The organism is Streptomyces sp. NPDC031365, assembly GCF_055569765.1.
In genome coordinates, this window is the sequence record NZ_JBVIIM010000006.1 from 125,325 (window position 1) to 143,878 (window position 18,554).

General features: G+C 73.2%; 13 protein-coding genes. 9 read left to right on the plus strand and 4 right to left on the minus strand.

Features of this window, described 5'->3' with window-relative positions; genetic code table 11:
* The first annotated feature begins 164 nt into the window (after positions 1–164).
* A complete protein-coding gene (locus ACZ5C2_RS12430) occupies positions 165–1,577 on the plus strand; it encodes an MFS transporter (RefSeq protein ID WP_468789344.1) in 1,413 nt (470 codons plus the stop codon).
* On the opposite strand, the gene ACZ5C2_RS12435 is transcribed toward ACZ5C2_RS12430, so the two are convergent.
* On the minus strand, positions 1,525–3,030 hold the full coding sequence (locus ACZ5C2_RS12435; RefSeq protein ID WP_468789346.1) for an AMP-binding protein: 1,506 nt from the start codon (positions 3,028–3,030) through the stop codon (positions 1,525–1,527). The two genes, ACZ5C2_RS12430 and ACZ5C2_RS12435, sit on opposite strands and share 53 nt — an antisense overlap.
* Positions 3,031–3,212: 182 nt before the next feature.
* Here ACZ5C2_RS12435 and ACZ5C2_RS12440 point away from each other — a divergent pair, with 182 nt between their 5' ends.
* Positions 3,213–4,433 (plus strand): PucR family transcriptional regulator, encoded by a 1,221-nt coding sequence (locus tag ACZ5C2_RS12440; RefSeq protein WP_468789348.1) that lies wholly within the window; start codon positions 3,213–3,215, stop codon positions 4,431–4,433.
* Between the two features lie 72 nt (positions 4,434–4,505).
* Here the strand turns inward: ACZ5C2_RS12440 and ACZ5C2_RS12445 are convergent, their stop codons facing one another.
* The gene (locus ACZ5C2_RS12445; RefSeq protein ID WP_468789350.1) at positions 4,506–5,114 is read right to left on the minus strand and encodes a carboxymuconolactone decarboxylase family protein; all 609 of its coding nucleotides are present in this window, start codon (positions 5,112–5,114) and stop codon (positions 4,506–4,508) included.
* A gap of 162 nt (positions 5,115–5,276) precedes the next feature.
* Between ACZ5C2_RS12445 and ACZ5C2_RS12450 the strand changes: the two genes are divergently transcribed.
* Positions 5,277–5,936 (plus strand): TetR/AcrR family transcriptional regulator, encoded by a 660-nt coding sequence (locus ACZ5C2_RS12450; RefSeq protein ID WP_468789352.1) that lies wholly within the window; start codon positions 5,277–5,279, stop codon positions 5,934–5,936.
* 590 nt (positions 5,937–6,526) lie between these two features.
* Here the strand turns inward: ACZ5C2_RS12450 and ACZ5C2_RS12455 are convergent.
* On the minus strand, positions 6,527–7,636 hold the full coding sequence (locus ACZ5C2_RS12455; protein ID WP_468789354.1) for a hypothetical protein: 1,110 nt from the start codon (positions 7,634–7,636) through the stop codon (positions 6,527–6,529).
* A gap of 2 nt (positions 7,637–7,638) precedes the next feature.
* Positions 7,639–8,688, minus strand: a complete 1,050-nt coding sequence (locus ACZ5C2_RS12460; RefSeq protein WP_468789356.1) for a hypothetical protein — start codon at positions 8,686–8,688, stop codon at positions 7,639–7,641.
* Positions 8,689–9,065: 377 nt separating this feature from the next.
* Between ACZ5C2_RS12460 and ACZ5C2_RS12465 the strand changes: the two genes are divergently transcribed.
* The 6 genes from ACZ5C2_RS12465 to ACZ5C2_RS12490 all read left to right on the plus strand — a co-directional run bounded on the left by ACZ5C2_RS12465 (position 9,066) and on the right by ACZ5C2_RS12490 (position 18,552).
* The gene (locus ACZ5C2_RS12465; protein WP_468789358.1) at positions 9,066–10,751 is read left to right on the plus strand and encodes a serine/threonine-protein kinase; all 1,686 of its coding nucleotides are present in this window, start codon (positions 9,066–9,068) and stop codon (positions 10,749–10,751) included.
* A gap of 619 nt (positions 10,752–11,370) precedes the next feature.
* A complete protein-coding gene (locus ACZ5C2_RS12470) occupies positions 11,371–12,849 on the plus strand; it encodes a sugar transferase (RefSeq protein WP_468789360.1) in 1,479 nt (492 codons plus the stop codon).
* Positions 12,850–12,922: 73 nt separating this feature from the next.
* Positions 12,923–14,239: a nucleotide sugar dehydrogenase gene (locus ACZ5C2_RS12475; protein ID WP_468789362.1), complete on the plus strand. Its 1,317-nt coding sequence runs from the start codon at positions 12,923–12,925 to the stop codon at positions 14,237–14,239.
* A 16-nt stretch (positions 14,240–14,255) separates the two neighbouring features.
* The gene (locus tag ACZ5C2_RS12480) at positions 14,256–15,524 is read left to right on the plus strand and encodes a glycosyltransferase family 4 protein (protein ID WP_468789364.1); all 1,269 of its coding nucleotides are present in this window, start codon (positions 14,256–14,258) and stop codon (positions 15,522–15,524) included.
* Complete coding sequence (locus tag ACZ5C2_RS12485; RefSeq protein WP_468789366.1) at positions 15,521–16,888, plus strand: Wzz/FepE/Etk N-terminal domain-containing protein; 1,368 nt, start codon at positions 15,521–15,523, stop codon at positions 16,886–16,888. The genes ACZ5C2_RS12480 and ACZ5C2_RS12485 overlap by 4 nt, the downstream gene beginning before the upstream one ends.
* The gene (locus tag ACZ5C2_RS12490) at positions 16,885–18,552 is read left to right on the plus strand and encodes a Wzz/FepE/Etk N-terminal domain-containing protein (RefSeq protein WP_468789368.1); all 1,668 of its coding nucleotides are present in this window, start codon (positions 16,885–16,887) and stop codon (positions 18,550–18,552) included. The genes ACZ5C2_RS12485 and ACZ5C2_RS12490 overlap by 4 nt, the downstream gene beginning before the upstream one ends.
* Positions 18,553–18,554 lie beyond the last annotated feature (2 nt).

Genomic DNA, 18,554 nt, shown 5'->3' on the forward strand with positions numbered 1-18,554 from the left:
TTCCGTGCGGCGGTGGCAGAAGACGGGGCGCTGACAGACCGTCCAATAGGAACTGTCAGCGCGGTGACAACACCCACCCCGTCAATCAACGGCCCGCACAGCAGTGCGCGGACCTCCCGCGCCCGCACAATCCGTGGGACGCATCCGGCGGGAAGGGCGAGGTCATGCATCGCGGAAGGCTGTCGGCGTTACTGGTCCTGGTGTCCCTGACCGGCTTCCTGACCACGCTGGACAACACCGTCATCAACGTGGCCCTGCCCACCGTGCAGGAGGACCTGGGGCTGGACGTCGCGGACCTGGAGTGGGTCGCGGCCAGTTACGTCCTGTCGTTCGGGGCGCTGCTGCTCGCCGGCGGGCGGGTGGCCGATCTGGCCGGGCGGCGCGCCGTCATGGCCGTCGGCATCGTGGTGTTCACCCTGTCCTCCTGTGCCGCCGCGCTGGCCGGCAGCGGGACGGCCCTCATGGCGGCCCGGGCCGTGCAGGGCGCCGGCGCCGCTCTGATCGTCCCCGCGTCCCTCGCGATCGTCACCATGGACCTGCCGGTCCGGCGCCGCACCACCGCCATCGGGATGTGGACGGCGTCCCTCGCGATAGCCCTCGCGCTCGGACCGGTCATCGGCGGATTCGTCACCGAGCACTGGGGCTGGACCTGGATCTTCCTGCTCAACGTGCCCTTCGGGGCGCTCGCTCTGCTGCTCGTGCCCGCCGTCCCGGCGGCCGCACGGCGCGGTACCGACCGGTTGCGGACCTCACTGCTGGACGTGCCGGGCGTCGTGCTCTCCGTCATCGCGCTGTTCCTTCTCACCTACGCGCTCGTGAAGGGCGGCGAGCACACCTTCAGCACGCCGCCCGTCCCGTTGTGCCTGTGGCTCTCGGCCGCGGCCGGCGCCGCGTTCCTGGTGGTCGAGGCGCGCGCCTTCCTGCCCCTGGTCGACCTGCGGGTGCTCCGCGACCGGATCCTCGTCGGGGGGGTCGCGGCGCAGGTGCTCTGGGGGGTCGGGGTCAACGGCGTGTTCTTCTTCACCGCCCTCTACCTGCAGCAGATCCTCGCCTTCTCTCCCGTCGAGGCCGGACTGGTGTTCCTGCCCCTGGCCGGTGCCCTGCTGGTGTGCACACCGTTCGCCGAACGGGCCGCCCGGCTCGTCGGCGCCCACCGCTCCATCGCGGCCGGGCTCGTGCTGGTCGCCGCGGGTCTGCTGCTGGTCTCCGGGACCGGCGCGGACGCCTCCTACGCCGATCTGCAGCCGGGACTCCTGCTCATCGGCGTCGGTTCGGCCCTGACCACGCCGCTCACCGTACGGTCGATCGCCGGCGTCCCCGCCACCCGGACCGGCATGGCGTCGGGCCTGGTGAGCGCGGCGCGGGAGATCAGCGGTGTGTTCGGCGTGGTCCTGGTCGGCATCGTGCTCATCCGAACCGAACGTGACGCGCTGGCGGACGGGGTGGCCCCGCACACCGCGTTCCTCGACGGCTACGACACGGGACTTCGACTGGCCGCCGGCTGTGTCCTGCTGGGCGCCGTCGTCAGTGTCGTGGCGCTGCGCCGTCCCGGCCGCCACCGTCGCCGAGCAGCGTGACGAACCCGTCGGGGCCGCGTACCGCGAGCCGTCCGGTGCGCAGCCATCCGCCTGCCGGGCGCCCCTGGTGGTCGCCGAACTGAGGTCCACGCAGGAGGAGTTCACCGGCGTGACCGGGCAGCACGTCCACCTCGGGGAACCCCTCGACGGCGATCCGCGCCCGGGTGCGCGGCACCGCCAGCCCCGCCGTGCCCGGACGGGCGTCGGCGGTCAGCGGGTTGGCCAGTGCGACGCCCGCGGCGGCCTCGGGACCGTACGCCTCGATGACACGGGCGTCCAGCGCCGCCCGTAACCACTCGCCGGTGGCGACGTCCAGCGGGGCCGTGACGACCGTGCGCACGGTGCCCAGGGCCTCCCGTTCGTGAACGGGACGCTCCAGGAGGCGGCGCAGGTCCGCGGGGGACGCCACCAGGACGGTGGGCGCGTGCCGGCGGGCCGCCCGCAGCACGCCGAGCGGGTGGCTGTCGGGCACCAGCACGGTGCGCGCCCCGGCGAGGAGCGCCGCCGTGACCAGGACGATCCCCCGGGTGTCCGACAGCGGAACCAGGGACAGCAGCCGCGGCCGGCGCGGCACCGGGGCCGGCTGCCAGGCGACGATCTGGTGTGCCGCCGCCACGACGTTGTGGTGCCGCAGGGAGACCCGCGTGCCGTCGTGCCGGTGCACGACGACGGCGACGTCGTCGGGTTCCGGTCCGCCGGACCAGTCCCAGTCCCTCAGGGAGTCCGACCGGTCGGCCGGCCGCCGTTCCAGGTCCCGGTAGGCCACGATGTCCACGGGTCCGCGCCGCGGCCGGGCGTCCCGGCTGACGGCGGCGTACGGCGAGCCCGGACCGGTCCGCTGAGCGGGTATGTTCCGCGAGGCCGGGTCCGGCCGGTGCGCCGCGACGGTCCGGGCCGGGCCGGGTGGCCGCCCCTCGAGCGGCAGGTCCGCCGTCCGGGGCGCGGCGTCCTTCCGGCTCCCGGTGCGGGAGGAGCCGCCCCGCCGGGCCGGCGCCGTCTGCACGGTCACGACGGCGCGCAGGAACGCGCGGTCCTCGCTCGCGGCGATCTCCGGGAGCCGCTCCAGCGGTACGGCGGCGACCACGGCGTGGGCCAGCGCCCGCCGGTGGCCGGAGGTACCGCCCGGTACGACGACCGCGCCGAGCCGCCACGCGGCGTGGCAGAGCACCACCGCCTCCGGGCAGTCGGGCAGCAGCAGCGCCAGGTGGTCGCCGCGCCGCAGCCCCAGCCGGGAGAGCGCCGGGGCGATCCGCGCGGCCGTCCGCAGCAGGGCGCGGAAGCCGGTCCGGCCCCCCTGTGCGGTCAGGGCCGTACGGCCCCCGTACCGGTGGGCCGCGCCCTCGAGCAGGTCGGGCAGCGTGTCCCGGGGCACGGGCAGGTGCCATGGCACGCCCGAGGCGTAGAAGCGCAGGCCGGGCTCCTCGGCGGGCCGTCGCTCGAACAGATCCGTCATGTGCGGGATAGTGGCCCATCGCGTCCTGTGACCACTTGTGTCCGTACGCACAGGACACCCGGCCTTGTTGTCACTTCAATGACATATCGCTCCCCGCGATCCGTCTGCCGCTGACGAGCCGACACACCGACTGGGCGGTACGGTCTCCGGGCCCCTGATGTCCCCCACGCCGAGGGAGCCCCATGGCCGACGGAGCCCGCACAAGGTCCGAACCTCCCGCAGGTGACGCCCCGCTCAAGGCCCTGCCGGCAGAACTCCTGGACCGCTTGCGGCCGTTCCTCGACGAGATCACCGAGGAGGTCGTCCGGACCATAGGCGTCGAGATCGCCGAGTACGCCCGCCCGATGGACGAGACGTACATGCATGTCATCAACCGGGGTGTCGGGCAGGCCCTGGAGGGCTTCCTCGCCCGTCTGTCGGGCTCCCGGACCGACTGGGAGGACGTCAGGGCCACCTACCAGCGCATCGGGAGGGGCGAGGCCGAGGAGGGGCGCAGTCTCGACTCGTTCCAGGCGGCGCTGCGGATCGGCGCGCGGGTGACCTGGCGCCGGGTGTGCGAACTCGTCGAGGTCCACCGGCTGCCCCCGGACGTGCTCATCGCGTTCGGCGAGACCGTGTTCCTGCACCTCGACGAGATGGCTGCCGCCACCGCCGGCGGGTACACCGAGGCCCGGCTGCACGCTGCCGGTGAACTGCAGCAGCGGCGCGGCCGGTTGATCGACCTGCTCACCGCCGACCCGGCGGTCTCCCCGGAGGCGATCGCCGACCTCGCCCGCACCGCCCAGTGGCCGCTGCCCCGGGACATCGCCGTCGTCGTCACCGACCTCGCCGAGGAGTCGGGCACCGTGCGCCCCATCGTGCCACCGGAGTTCCTCGCCCGGTTCGACGGACAGCCGGGCATCATCGTCGTCCCCGATCCGCAGGGCCCCGGCCGGGAACGGGCCATCACGGGGGCGTTACGCGGCCTGCGGGCGACGCTCGGGCCCACCGTCGCCCTCGACGCGGGCGCCCGCTCGCTGCGCTGGGCCCTCGACGCACTCGACCTCGCACGGCGCGGCATCCTGCCCGGTACCGGGCTCGTCCGCTGCTCCGACCATCTGGCGACCCTGCTCCTCTTCCGCGACGAGGAACTCGTCGACGCGCTCACCCGGCAGTACCTCGGGCCGCTCGACTCCGTGCGCCCTCCCCAGCGCGAGCGACTCGCCGAGACCCTGCTGTGCTGGCTGAGCTGCGCCCGCAACGCGAGCGAGGTCGCCCAGCGTCTCGCCGTGCATCCGCAGACCGTCCGCTACCGGCTGCGCCAGCTCGAGGAGGTCTTCGGCGATCAACTACGCGATCCCACGGCCCAGTTCGAGATGCAGATCGCGTTACGCGCCCTGAGGCTGCGCCCCTCGCCGGAGTGAGCCGGTGGTGCGCGACCGGCCCGGCACGGGGTGCCGGCCGCGTGCGGCCCGTCGGCGCCAGGCGCGAGACGGTCAGGCGGCCGGTTCCTGCGCCGGCTGCCTGTCGAGCTGCACACCGACCGTGTTGAGGGTGAGGGCGATCATGACGTAATGGCCGATGAGCATGCACAGTTCGAGTGCCTCGTCGGGCGTGCAGTGGTCGCACAGCGCGGACCAGGAGGCGTCCGTCAGAGTGCCGGAGGCGAGGATCTCGTCGGTGGCCTCGACCAGGGCGTGCAGACGGGGGTCGTCGAACCGCGGTGACTCGGTCGCCGCGGCGCGTTTGTGGTGATCCGGCACTCCGGCGGCCGTGGCCATGGGGCTGTGCAGGGACCATTCGTAGACGCAGCCCTGCCGCCAGGCCACTCTGAGGATGACGAGTTCCTTCTCGGCCACCGGGAGACGGCCCTTGAGGAGGATCTGGGAGAGGAAGACCGCGTGCGCGGGAAAGATGCCGCCCAGCCGGGCCAGGGTGCGGAAGACGTTGTAGTCGTGTGGGGCCCGGGTGCGCCGCCGGATGACGCGGAGCACGAGACGGGCCGTGAGGCCCAGCGCCTCGGGTGCGGCCGGTTCGATCCGGGCCCGGGGCGCGAGGTACCAGTTGCCGGCCGGCAGGTCTTCGAGTACGGGATGTTCGGTCACAGCCATCGTCCTTTCGGCGGACGGAGATCGCGGCCGGACGGACGGTGAGCCGGAGCTTCCGTTTGCCGACCCTCTGACTCATGCCGTACGTTTCCTCCGGAACTTATGGCATAAGTATGGGCCGGTCAATGGGTGCGGCCGCGCGGAGGGACGGGCGGGCCGATGGCGGGGAGAAGGACGCAGCGGGGTCCGCTGAGCAGGCGGGAGATCGTCCTGCGCGCCCTGGAGCTGGCCGAGGCCGACGGCATGGAGCAGCTGTCTCTGCACCGGATCGCCACGGCGGTCGGGGTCCGGACGATGTCGCTGTACAACCACATCCGCGACAAGTCGGATGTGCTGGACGCGATGGCTGACGTGATCCTCGAAGAGATCGCCGTCCCGGAGATCGATGCCATGCCCTGGGAGGACGGACTGCGCGAACTCGCCCGCGCCTTCCGGGCGGCCGCGCTGACCTACCCGCGGTCGGCTTCCCTGCTCCTGACGCGTCGCCTGAACGCGCCCGCCTCCCTGCCCGTGGTGGAGGCCTCGCTCCAGGTGTGCCGCCGGGCCGGGCTGGACGGCGGGGAGGCGGTCCACGTCCTGCGGGCCTTCATCGCCTTCCTGATCGGGGCGCTGTCGCGCGAGGTCGGTTCGGCGCCCGCCCGTGCGGGAGCGGTACCCGGCATCATCGCCTCACGCGAGCAGGACCTCGTCGACAGCGGGTTCCCGGCGGTGGCGTCCGCCGCGCGGGAACTGGCGGTGTGCGACCACGGGGCGGAGTTGGAGTACGGCCTGGACCTGCTGGTGGAGGCCGTACGCCGACGGGTGGGGACGCGCCCGTGAACGCGGCGGGAGACCGCCCGGGCCGGACACCCTTCGGCGGACGCGAACGGGATCGCGGGCGCTGATCGGGTCACACCCGGCTGGTCGTCCCGGCCCGTGCCCCGGAGGCTGCCGGACGCCTGCTGCCCCACCGGGTGCTCCCCCGGGAGGACGCCGCCCACAGGTGACACCGATCGTCGGAGGGACGCGTGTCGCGTTCCCCGCGGAGAGGAGTGCCTGATCACGCCGGTTCCCTCCGCACCCCGGCCGGGCAGGCCACCGGCAGCCCTGTCGGCACCTCGGGCAACGCCGTTACGCCGGTGAGGCGTTACCGCTTCCGCCCGCCCCGGCGCCCGGGAACCCGCAGGCCTCACGTCCCCGCGCCCGGACCGGCCGGAGCGGCGCGTCACTACGGCGAGGGGGCGGGATGCGGGACGCGGGGTGATGGCGTCATACCCGCGCACCCACGTCATGGCCCACCGCCGCCCCACGACGGGCAGCGGAACGCGCGAACCGACCGCCTCACCGCGGCCGTCTCGAACCGGCCGCGGCGTACGGCGGTCGGGCCTGGCCGGGCAGATGGGCGTGCTCGGCCCGGCCCCGACCGCGTGTCAGCCGAAGCGCAGGATGCGCGGGGCGAAGGCGCCCTCGGGGCCGTCGGCGCGGCCGACCGACCACACCGTCTCCGTGCCCGGCACCGGCGTCAGCCGCAGCACCCGGGAGTCGCCCTCCCCCGCCACGGCCGGTTCGTCGTGCCCGATGAAGGACTGTCCGTCCCAGGCGAGGAAGTCCGGTCCGGGGACCAGCGGCGGATAGCTTCCCGGTGGGCCCCACTTCTGCGAGCGGGCCACCGCGACCCAGCCCAGCGCGCCGGACGGAGCGGGGGCCAGCGAACTGATGGAGCCGAAGTCGGTGGGCACGGTCACCCTGCTCCACTCCTGGCCGTCGAAGCGGACCAGCAGGGGCGGGATCGGCCGGCCCACCGGACCGCCGATGAACCCCGCCGTGCCACCCGCCCACACCTCCGTCGGCGAGACCGCCAGCACACTGCTCACGCCGGATCGCGGGAACCCGTCCACGATCGTCTGCCGCCACGCCTGCCCGTCCCAGTGCGACACGGTCGCACCCGAGGCTCCGGCCCCCGCGGCCCAGACGTCGTCGGCCGCCAGGATGTGCAGGCCGTACACGGATCCCGGTGGCACCGGCAGGTCCCGCCAGCCGTTCCCGTCCCGGCGCATCAGGACCTGTGCGCCGTCCCGCGAGCCGATCAGCCAGGTCTCACCGCCGCCCGCGACGACCTTCGCCGGCTCGACGCCCCTCGGCGGCCGGCTCTCACGCCAGGCGGCGCCGTCGAAGCGGAGCAACCGGGCGCCGCTCGCCGCGTCACGTCCGGCCGCCCAGACGTCGCCCGGCGAGACCCCGGCGACGGACAGCAGCTCTCCCTGCCAGCCGATCCCGGGCAGACTCTGGCGCTGCCACGCGTCTCCGTCCCAGCGCAGGACCAGCGGGAAGCCGGGCGACTGGCGGCCCACGGCGTCGGCCCCCACCGCCCAGGCCCGGTCCGGCCCGAACGCCACCGCCTCGTTGAGCCCGGCCTGGGGGCGTACCTGGGCCGGGACGGGAACATGCTGCCAGGACGCGGTCTCCGCCGCGGCCGACGTCATGAGGCCCGTGAGGCCCAGGACGACGGCGAGGACCGCGACGAGAAGTCTGCGTGTCATGGTCAGCCTCCCAGCCGCTCGCTCATCAGGTTCGGTTTCGAGCCGTAGATCTCCGCGGTCCCGAAGGACATCAGCGAGGACCCGGCGGTCGCCAGGGCCCGGGGCGTGACGTCGATCGCGTTCGGGCGCTCCGGGCCGTAGGAGAAGGTGGTCCTGGAGGCCTTCATCCGCGCGTACTTCGACTGGAACGCGCGGTCACTGATCACCGGCAGCCACAGCGCCCCGTCGGGCCCGCGGACCATGGCGTCGGTGGAGGAGTTACCCAGCGGTGGGTGACTGGTGTGCCAGGTAGGGCCGTTGCGGGTCATCAGGTACGTGCGCACCACGCCGTCGGCGTACCGGCTGCCGCCGACCGTGACCCGGCCGGACGGTTCGGGCAGGATCGTGTGCACGTTGCTGTCCGGTGGCAGCGGCACCTTCGCGTCCCGCCATGCCGTGCCGTCCCAGTGCAGGACGGTGGTCCCGGTGGTGGTGTCCGCCCAGGCCCACGCGTCGGTGGCGGTTCGCGCGGTGATGCCCATCAGGAACACCACACCGTCCGGGACGGACTGCGCGCTCCAGCCGGAGCCGTCGTGGTGCAGCACCTTCAGCCCGGTGTCGTCCTCACCGACCACCCAGGCCGCGCCCGGTACCGCTGTGAAGTCCTGGTACGTCCAGAGGGTCTCCGGCAGTGGGACGGCCCGCCATCCTTCCGCCGACCGGCGCAGGATCTCCCCGGCGCCCTGGCGCTCGTGGAAGATCCACACCTCCTCGCCCACGAACTGCGCCTTGCCGAGCCGGCCCTGCTCGGCGGCACCGGGAAAGCTCGTGTCCCTGTTCCACGCCGTGCCGTCCCACCGGTACAGCAACGGCCGCCGCTCACCGGCGACATGCTCGGACCCGGTCGCCCACGCCTCCCCCGGCCCACGGGCCGCGAGATCGTCCACGTAGACCGGCGGAGCGGCCGCCGGCACCTCGGACGCCGACCAGCCGGGTGGGGCGGCCGCGGCCGGCGAGACGAGCGTGGCGCAGGCGACCACAAGACAGACGATGACTGCACGAAGACCGTTCACGAGCCCCCCAGGACGCGAAGGTGGCACACAGTATTGGCATGTCCCTGCCCAGAGACAGACGGCATTCGGCCATCACACCCTCCTCCGCCGCGGCTTCCGGGCGGATGCCGCGGCAGGAAGAGGGTGGCGAGCGCATCCCGTTGTCACCCGGCTCGGCCGTTCGGGTCCCGTACCGGTGCGGGACGGCCACCCCGACCGGCGACCGTCCTCCGTTCGGGGATCGTCTGCCGGGCGTGCGGCGTCCGCCGCGCAGGCAACCGGCTCACCACCGGTGGAGCACGCGAAATGAGTTCCCGTACCCATGTGCCGTGCCGGGGCGCTGGTTAGGCTGCCGCCGCGAGATGCGGTCAGGGCGGTCTAAGGAGGCGGGAGACAGGATGCGGCCGGTAGGCGGAGCGGGTGGACCGGAGGAGCTCAGGGAAGGTGACCCCCGGGAGATCGGTGGCTATCCGCTGTACGCCCGTCTCGGTGAGGGCGGCATGGGCACGGTCTACCTGTCGCACACGCGCGGGAACCGTCCGGTCGCGCTCAAGGTCATCCGGCGGGAGCACGCCGAGGACCCGCACTACCGGCGCCGTTTCGCACGGGAGGCGCAGGCGGCCCGGAAGGTCGCCGGGTACCACCTGGTCCCGGTGCTCGACTTCGACACCGACGCCGAGCAGCCCTGGATCGCCACCGCGTACCAGCCGGGCCCTTCCCTGGGCTCCGTACTCGAGTCGCACGGTCCGCTCCCGGTGGCGATCGCCCTGCAGATCACGGGGTGCGTGGCGCGGGCGCTGCACGCCGTGCACACCGCCGGATACGTGCACCGGGACGTCAAGCCCGGCAACGTCCTGATCGGGGCGGACGGCCCCTGGCTGATCGACTTCGGCATCGCGCGCTCCGCCGACTCCACCGATCTGACGGGCACCGGCGGGATCGTCGGCACGCTCCGCTTCATGTCACCGGAACACGCGCGCGGCCGGGAACCCGGACCGCCCAGCGACGTGTTCTCCCTCGGCCTGCTGGCCGCGGTCACGGCGACCGGACGCCATCCCTACGGGGACGGCGACGGCATGGGCATCGCCGCGTCGATCGCCGGTACGGACACCTGTCCGCCCGTCCTCGACGGCTACCCGGCCCCGCTGCGGCACATCCTGCGGGCCGCTCTCACCGCCGACCCCGGCCGGCGGCCGGACGCGGCCGGGCTGGCGGTTCTGTGCGAGGAGGCGGCCGGGCGACCGCTGACCGACTTCGACGGCTGGCTGCCCGAAGCCGTCGCCTCGGCCGTGGCGTCGGTGGAGAGGGAGGTGGCGGAGGTGACGGCGCGCATGACGGCGGACACCCCGCCCGCGGGGACGGGGACACCCGTCCCGCCGCCCCCCGTACCCGCCGGCTTCGGGCCGCCACCGCTCATGCCCACGGTGCCCCTCCCCGCGCGGACGGTACGGCGCAGACGGGTGCTGACCGCCCTGCTCGCCGCCCTGACCGTGGGGGCCGTGGCCGGCGCCGTCACCTCGATGTGGCCGGAGGGGGCCGACCGCGCGAAGGGCGCCACGGGGACCGGCACCGGCTCCCCGTCGACCGCACAGCCGCGTTCGCCGAAGAACGACGACAACGGCACGGACCGTCCCGTGCCGCACGCCCCCCAGGGCTACCGACTGATCTTCGCCAACAAACCCTTCACCTTCACCCCGCCCCCGGGCGACGGCCAGGCCAACCACCTGGACCTCGACATCCCCCGGTCCACGTACATGGAACGCGACACTCTCCCGGGGCCGGCGGAACTCGTCTACAACTCCGACGGCTGGCTGGGCAGCATCCTCGTGGTCGTCGGGAAGCGGAAGACCGTCTGCACGGAGGAACAGCAGACGGCCGTCCTGTCCCACCCGCTGCCCGCCGCGGAACTGCGCCTGGGCCGGCAGGTGAAGGTCGGCACCATCCTGTGCGCGATCACCAGCAACGACAACGTCGCGGAGGCGGAGATCACCGAGATCGTTCCGGGAGAGGGCCCCGACGGACTCCCGACGTACAAGGGATACGTCACCGCGTGGAAGCGTCCCGCGAGCAACCAACAGGGCTGAACACCACAGGAGTTGTCTCGGCCGGCTCACCCAGCGGGTTGGTCCCCGCACGGGTGGGGCAGGCGCCCGCGGGGCGCCTGCCCCGCCCTCCGGCCGCCGGCACGCGTGGACACGACCGGCCCCGCCACGGGAGCACGGGGTGCCCCTCCCACCGGCGGGCGGCCACCGGCCGGTGGATATGGCTCAAAGCATGAACACAATTTGCACACAACCTCTCTTCAACACCGACCCTCATGGTCTAGATTGACCTTGCTTCAGCTGTTCGAACACGAAGCGACCGCTAATGATCAATAGGTCCGGCGCTACGGCAGGCCGGCATTCGCGTCCCCGGCACCGCACTTGGGGATGATCTGGCTTCCTGGAGCCCGAGAGGGCCCCGGATGCGGGGAGCATCCGAGGTTCCGACGGGCTTGCACGCACCTCGAAAGTCCGGCGGGACGGGCAGTCCGCTGCCGCCGGGGCGAATTGCTCGAGTACCTCTGAAAGAACCGGAAGGTCAGGTGCGGGAGGCGGGGGCCGCCCGTGGGGAGGGGAACGGCGCGGCGCGGGGGGCGGGGACCTCCGTGCGGACGAACAGTGTGGGGCGACCACGTCGAGCCACTGGGACCTGGGGGGTTCTGTGCGGCAAGGGGGATTAGTCAGCCCGTTTCCGCCGGCGCGCGGGCGTCTGGCGAACGGGGAGATCAGCCGGCCCGCGAGCGACTGGGAGCAGCGGTACCGCCGTACCGTGATCACCGGCGATACCGTGACCACCGCCGTGGTCGTAGCGGCGATCGGCAACTTCTTCGGGGCGCGGGATGCGGCCAACTGGCATGAGAAATGGGGAATTCTCGCCTTCGGGACCTGGTTGCTGGTGCTGGGGGCGCTCGCGGTGAGCCGGGCGTGGGCTCCGGCCGTACTCGGCCAGGGCGCCGAGGAATTCCGCCGGCTCGGCCGCTCTCTGTTCGCGGCGACCGTCGTCCTGGCGCTCGGCGGAATCGCCCTCACCTCGCGCAACATCAAGCTCTGGATCTTCGTCGCGGTTCCCGCGATCGCCCTCGTCACCATGACCGCGCGGTATGTGCTGCGTCTGCGGCTGCACAGACAGCGGAAGGAAGGGCGGTGCCTGAGACCGGTGCTCGCCGCCGGGAGCCCGGACACCGTGCGCGACCTGATCACCCGGACCCGCAAGTTCCCGCACCTCGGCTGGCGGGTGGACGCCGTGTGCACGACGGAGGGTCACCGATTCGGCGGTGACCGGCTGGACGGAGTGCCGGTCGTCGGCCGGCTGGCGGACGTCGCCGGCCACGTCCGTCGCGACGGCTACCGTGTCGTCGCGGTCACACCTGACCCGCACTGGTCACCGGACCGGCTGCAACGGCTGGCCTGGAGCCTCGAAGGCAGCGACACCGAGATGGTCGTGGCCCCTGTGCTCATGGAGGTGGCCGGCCCGCGGCTGCACATCGACGCGGTGCTCGGGATCCCGCTGCTGCGGGTCAGCCTGCCGGCCTTCACCGGGGGCCGCCGGGTGGTCAAGGGGGTCGTCGACCGGATGGGCGCGGCGGTCCTGCTGCTGCTGTTCACGCCGCTGATGGTGTGCGTCGGGCTGCTCGTGCTGACGACCAGCCGGGGTGGGGTGTTCTACCGCCAGCGCAGGGTCGGCAAGGACGGCCGCGAGTTCACCATCCTCAAGTTCCGGACCATGGTCGCCGGGGCCGACCGGGCTCGTGCCGGGCTGGCCGGTCTCAACGAGGGCGCCGGGCCGCTGTTCAAGCTCCGCCGGGATCCGCGGGTGACCCGGGTGGGAGCGGTACTGCGCCGCTACTCGGTCGACGAACTCCCGCAACTCCTCAACGTCATCACCGGATCGATGTCGCTCGTCGGTCCGCGGCCTCCGTTACCGGAGGAGTCCGCCGCCTACGGCCCGGACATCCGGCGGCGGCTGTTGGTCAAGCCCGGACTCACCGGCCTGTGGCAGATCAGCGGACGCAGCGACCTGTCGTGGGAGGAGGCGGTCCGGCTGGACCTGCGGTACGTGGAGGACTGGTCCCTCGCCCTGGACACGGTGATCCTGTGGAAGACGCTGCGTGCGGTGCTCCACGGGCAGGGGGCCTACTGATGTGCGGCGGCCGCATACCGGCCGGCGCGCGCACCGCGGGCCGTGAGGGCCCGCCCGGGGGGAGGAACGGGTCGTGAGAGTCAGTGTTTTCGGGCTCGGCTACGTGGGCTGTGTGTCGGCCGCGTGCCTGGCCGGCATGGGGCACCGGGTCGTCGGGGTGGACGTGAACCGGGTGAAGGTCGACCTGGTCAACGACGGCAAGGCACCGGTGGTCGAGGAGCGGATCGGCGAGCTCGTCGCCGAGGGCGTGCGGACGGGGGCGTTACGCGCCACCGGTGACGTCCGCGACGCGGTCATGAACAGCGAGGTGTCGCTGGTCTGCGTGGGCACGCCGTCCGAACCCAACGGCAGTCTGTGCACGACGTACCTGGAGCGGGTCACGGAGGAGATCGGCGCCGCGCTCGCCGAGCGGGGCGGGCGGCACACCGTCGTCTTCCGCAGCACCATGCTCCCGGGCACCTGCCTGAACCTGCTGGTACCGATCCTGGAGAAGTACGTCGGCGGCACGGCCGGGGTGGACGTCGGGGTCGCGGTCAACCCGGAGTTCCTGCGCGAGGGCACGAGCGTGCGGGACTTCTTCGACCCGCCCAAGACCGTCATCGGCGAGCTCGACCCGGCCAGCGGTGACACGGTGGCGGCACTGTACGACGGCCTGCCCGGCGAGGTGTTCCGGGTGCCGGTCCCGACGGCCGAGGCGATCAAATACGCGGACAACGCGTTCCACGGCCTCAAGATCGGATTCGCGAACGAACTGGGCGCGGTGTGCCAGGCCCTCGGGGTGGACTCGCACCAGGTGATGGACGTGTTCCTGGCCGACCACAAGCTGAACATCAGCCCCGCCTACCTGCGGCCCGGCTTCGCCTTCGGTGGCTCCTGCCTGCCCAAGGATCTGCGCAGCCTGGTCCACGCGGCCCAGCGGGCCGATGTCTCGGTGCCCATCCTGGCCCATGTGCTGCCCTCCAACTCCGACCATCTGCAACGCGCGGTGGAACTCGTCGAGCGCACCGGCAAACGCCGGGTGGGCCTGTTCGGGCTGTCCTTCAAGCCCGGAACCGACGACCTCCGCGAGAGCCCGCTGGTCGAGCTGGCGGAGAGGCTCTTCGGCAAGGGCTACGACCTGAGGATCCACGACGCCAACGTGAGCCTCTCCCGGCTGCTCGGCGCGAACCGCGAGTACGTCGAGACCCGGCTGCCGCACCTCGCGCAGCTGCTCGCGGACTCCGTCGAGGAGGTGCTGGAGCACGCGGAGGTGTGCCTGGTGGGCACCAGGGACCCGGCCGTGCTGTCGGCCCTGCCCCATGGCGCCCACCCGGTGATCGTCGACCTCATCCACCTTCCCGACGCCGACGCGCGCCGGGCCGAACCGGGGTACGTGGGCCTTGCTTGGTGACAGTTCAATCGGTGACATGCCGTCGGATCACGGAGCCGGCGGCGACCGGCCGGACCGGCGCGCGCTGATCCTGGTGGAGAACCTGTCGGTGCCGTTCGACCGGCGGGTGTGGCAGGAGTGCACGACGCTGCGCGACGCGGGCTGGGAGGTGCACGTCATCTGCCCACGGGGAAGCAAACGGGACACGGAACCGGAGGCGGAGATCGACGGGGTGCGGATCCACCGCTACCCGCTGCGCGCGGCCACCGGAGGGCCGGCCGGCTACCTGCGGGAGTACGGATCGGCGCTGTGGCACACGGCCCGGCTGGCCCGCAGGGTCGGGCCGGTGGACGTGGTCCACGCCTGCAACCCGCCCGACCTGCTGTTCCTGCCGGCACTGTGGCTGAAGCGGCGCGGTGCCCGGTTCGTCTTCGACCAGCACGACCTGGTACCCGAGCTGTACCTCTCCCGGTTCGGCCGCGGCAAGGACCTGCTCTACCGCGCCGTGTGCGCGCTGGAACGGATGACCTACCGGGCCGCGGACGTCGTGCTCGCGACGAACGAGAGTTACCGGGACGTCGCGGTGCACCGCGGCGGCCGTCGGCCGGAGGACGTCTTCGTGGTGCGCAGCGCGCCCGACACAGGCCGGTTCCGCCCCGTACCGCCCGAGCCGGAGCTGAAGCGCGGCCGGCCCCATCTGCTGTGCTACCTGGGCGTCATGGGCCCGCAGGACGGGGTCGACTACGCCCTGCGGGCCCTGGCGAAGCTGCGCGACGAGCTCGGGCGGAACGACTGGCACGCGGTGTTCGTCGGCGCGGGCGACACCTTCGACGCGATGGTGGAGCTGTCCGGGCGGCTCGGGCTCTCGGAGCAGGTGCAGTTCACCGGGCGCATTCCGGACGCCGACCTGGTGCGCTACCTGTCCACCGCGGACGTGTGCCTCTCCCCCGATCCGCACAATCCGCTCAACGACGTGTCGACCATGAACAAGGTCCTGGAGTACATGGTGATGGGCCGGCCGGTCGTCTCGTTCGACCTCAAGGAGGCGCGGGTCTCCGCCGAGGACGCCGCCCTCTACGCGCCCGCCAACGACGAGGCCGAGTTCGCGAAGCTCATCGCACTGCTGCTGGACGACCCGGAACAGCGGGCCCGGATGGGCAGGAGCGGTCAGGAACGGATCAACGGGCCGCTCGCCTGGCGCAACTCGCAGGCGTCGCTGCTCGCCGCCTACGCCGCCGCCTGCCGTGACCGGCCGCCGGTACCGGCGGGCCGCCCGTACCGGGCAGGGAAGAGGCCGCGCCGTTGAGTGACGACACGATACGTCTGGTCACGATCGGGCGGATGATCCGCCGGCGCCGGCGGCTGCTCGTCATCCTCACCGTCGTGGGCGCGCTCGTCGGCTACGGCACCTCCTTGCTTTTTCCGCCGCGTTACACGACGTCGGCCTCGGTCCTGCTGCCGGGGGCGTGGGAGGATCGCGAACTGCTGACCCAGGTGGAGGTCGCGACCAGTTCGGTGGTGGTCGACCGCGCGGCCGCCGAGCTCGGCTGGGACGGGGTCGGCGGCGCCGAGCTGCGGGACCGGGTGAGCGCCGAGGCCGCCGACGGGAACATCATCGAGATCTCGGGCACGGCCGACACCCCGGAGCGCGCACAGCGGCTCTCCGATCAGATGGTCGAGCAGTTCGTCACCTTCTCCGCTCGGATCGCGGACGACACCACCGACTCCGAAGCGGCGGCGCGACCCGAGGAACTGCGGCAGATGGTGGTGCGGACCAGCCGCCGCATCACCGAGCTGGCCGACGCGGCCGATCCGGGACGGACCGTGGAGAGCGTGCAGACCCGCACCGAGCTCGCGAAGCTGCGCACCGCGCTGCAGGAGGCCGTCGCCAAGCTGGACCAGGCCGACCCTGCCGCGAACAGGGCCGGCCTGGTCGTCATGGGGCCGGCCGCCCTGCCGGACGGCGAGGCACCGCCGACGAGGCCCCAACTCGTCGGCGCCGGCGCGCTGCTGTTCCTCCTGCTCGCGGTCATCGGCCAGCTCACCGCCGCACGGACGAGCCGCCGGCTGCGCACCGGACCGGAGATCGCCGCGGCGCTGGACTCGACGCTGCTGGGTACCGTCGAGGTCCCTGGTGAACCGTCCGCGCACCGGCCGGAGGACCGCGGCCCGCGGGCCCGGACCCGCCGGCTGCTGGGCCTCGACGTCCGGTGGGACGTACCCACCCCGCGGACGTCCGGCGACGAGGCCGGCCGGCAGATCCGCTACCGGCGGGTGTGCGCCCGTCTGCGGGACCGGCTGCCTGCTCCCCGGCGGCTGCTTCTCGTCGTCCCGGACGGCGACGCGACCGCCCGCCGGGCCTCCGAGCGGCTCGTCGCCGAGGCCGGGAGCGATCCCGACCTGCGGGTGGTGGGGGTTTCGGTGTCCCGGCCCATGATGGCGGACCACGACGACGAGTCCGGCGTCCTGCTCGTGCTCGGCGCGGGCAACTGGACCGCGGAGGAGCTCGCGGGCATCTCCGGGGCGTGTTCGGACGCGGGGCACGAGGTCGTCGGCGTCGTTCTCGCCGGCCCGGTCCCAGCCCGTCCGGCGCGGTCCGCCGACCGTCCCCGGGATGCCGCCGCGCCGGCGCTCGCGGTGGGCGGCAACACCACGGGAGGGCCGGCGTGACGACACGTACGACGTCGGAGTCCGAGGCCGCCGCTCCGCTGCTGGACCTTCAGTCGCTGGTGGCCGCGGTGCGCAGGCGACGCCGCCTCTGGTCCTCCATGGCGCTGCTGGGGCTGCTCGCGGGCACGGCGGTGGCGGTCCTGCTGCCGCCGCCACCGACCGCGGTGACCAAGGTGCTGGTCGCACATCAGCAGGACCAGCCGAACGACCCCGGAACGCTGATCCGCACCGACGCCGCGCTGCTGCACACCACGCGGATCGCCGACCAGGCCCTTCGGTCCCTCGGGTCCCCGGAGAAACCGGAGGACTTCATGGAGGACTACGAGGGCCTCGGCCTGACCAACAACCTGCTGCAGATCACGGTCACCGGTGACAGCGACGCGGAAGCGGTGGCCCGCGCGGAGGCGCTGGCCGAAGCGTTCGTCGCGGACCACGTCAGGCGGATACGGGAGGCCGCGGACGCCGAGGCCAAGATCCTGCTCGAGCAGCGTGACCACATGCGGGACGAACTCGCCCAGGTCAACGAGGCGATCGAAGACGGACCGCCGGAGAGTGACCCGCAGGATCCGGCGAGCATGGAGTCGCTCTTCGCCCGCCGGGCCGAACTGACCTCGCGGATCACCGACTTCGGACAGCGGGCCGCGGAGGCGCGGGTCGGCACGCCCCAACTCGTCGCCGGTACACAGATCGTGGACGCGCCCCGCGTGGTGCGGCACTCCCTGCCCGGGACCGCCGCCACCAACGCCGCGATCGGGCTCGTCCTCGGGCTCGTCCTCGGGCTCGCGGCGGCCGCGGTCACCGCGGTGGTGGCGGACCGCCCCGTGCTGCGCCGGGAGATCGCGGCGAACCTCGGCGCCTCGGTCGTCGCGGAGCTGCCCCACCGGCCGGCCCGGCTGTGGCAGGGGCGACGGACCCGAGCGGCACGTGCGCGGCTCACCACGACGCTGGCCCGCACCGTGCGCGGCTCCGCGGAACCGGTGTCGCTGCTGGAACTGGGCTGTGCGCGCAGCGCGACCGTGATCGCGCTGGACCTCGCCCGGGCGCTGGCGGAGGAGGAACCCGTGGTCGTCGTCGACGGTCTGCCCGGCCCAGGGCTCCCGGGCCACCGCCCGAAGCCGGGAGACCCGACGGTGATCGGCGCCGAGCATGCCGCGGCCGCCCGCGACAACCCGCCCGGCCCACAACCCGCCGACCACACGAAATCGAGCGACCCGGCCCCGACCGGCGGTGAGCCGGTCGCAGCCGTGGGCGGCGGTGGACATGCCGCGGCCGTGTCGCACGGGGAGCGTCGGCTCGGCGTCGGGTCGGTGGCGCCCGGCACGACGTGGACCGACCTGCGGTACCTCGGCACCCGGACCGTGCTCCTCGTACGCGCCGGGCACGGCAGCGCCGCGTGGCTGCACACCGTGGCGCGGCAGCTGGCGGACCAGCGCATCGCGGTGATCGGTGTGGTGCTGATCGACCCCGATCCGCGTGACCGGACCGACGGGACGCTGTGGGACCGGCCGCACGCCGAGCCGCGCGACCGGAGGGAGCCGCCCGCCCGGTGGAACGGTGGGGGTACCTCCCACGCCGTCCAGGCAGTGGGGGAGGGCCCGCGGCGGACGGAACGGCTGCCGATGCCGGCGGCACGGGTCCCGGACAGCGACCAGGAGGCGCGGTAGCA

What these genes read in the sequence shown, in the direction of transcription:
- ACZ5C2_RS12450 (WP_468789352.1), top strand. Translation starts at nt 5,277, where the DNA reads ATGGCGGGGAGAAGGACGCAGCGGGGTCCGCTGAGCAGGCGGGAGATC.
- ACZ5C2_RS12465 (WP_468789358.1), top strand. Translation starts at nt 9,066, where the DNA reads ATGCGGCCGGTAGGCGGAGCGGGTGGACCGGAGGAGCTCAGGGAAGGT.
- ACZ5C2_RS12455 (WP_468789354.1), bottom strand. Translation starts at nt 7,636, where the DNA reads ATGACACGCAGACTTCTCGTCGCGGTCCTCGCCGTCGTCCTGGGCCTC.
- ACZ5C2_RS12440 (WP_468789348.1), top strand. Translation starts at nt 3,213, where the DNA reads ATGGCCGACGGAGCCCGCACAAGGTCCGAACCTCCCGCAGGTGACGCC.
- ACZ5C2_RS12435 (WP_468789346.1), bottom strand. Translation starts at nt 3,030, where the DNA reads ATGACGGATCTGTTCGAGCGACGGCCCGCCGAGGAGCCCGGCCTGCGC.
- ACZ5C2_RS12480 (WP_468789364.1), top strand. Translation starts at nt 14,256, where the DNA reads ATGCCGTCGGATCACGGAGCCGGCGGCGACCGGCCGGACCGGCGCGCG.
- ACZ5C2_RS12430 (WP_468789344.1), top strand. Translation starts at nt 165, where the DNA reads ATGCATCGCGGAAGGCTGTCGGCGTTACTGGTCCTGGTGTCCCTGACC.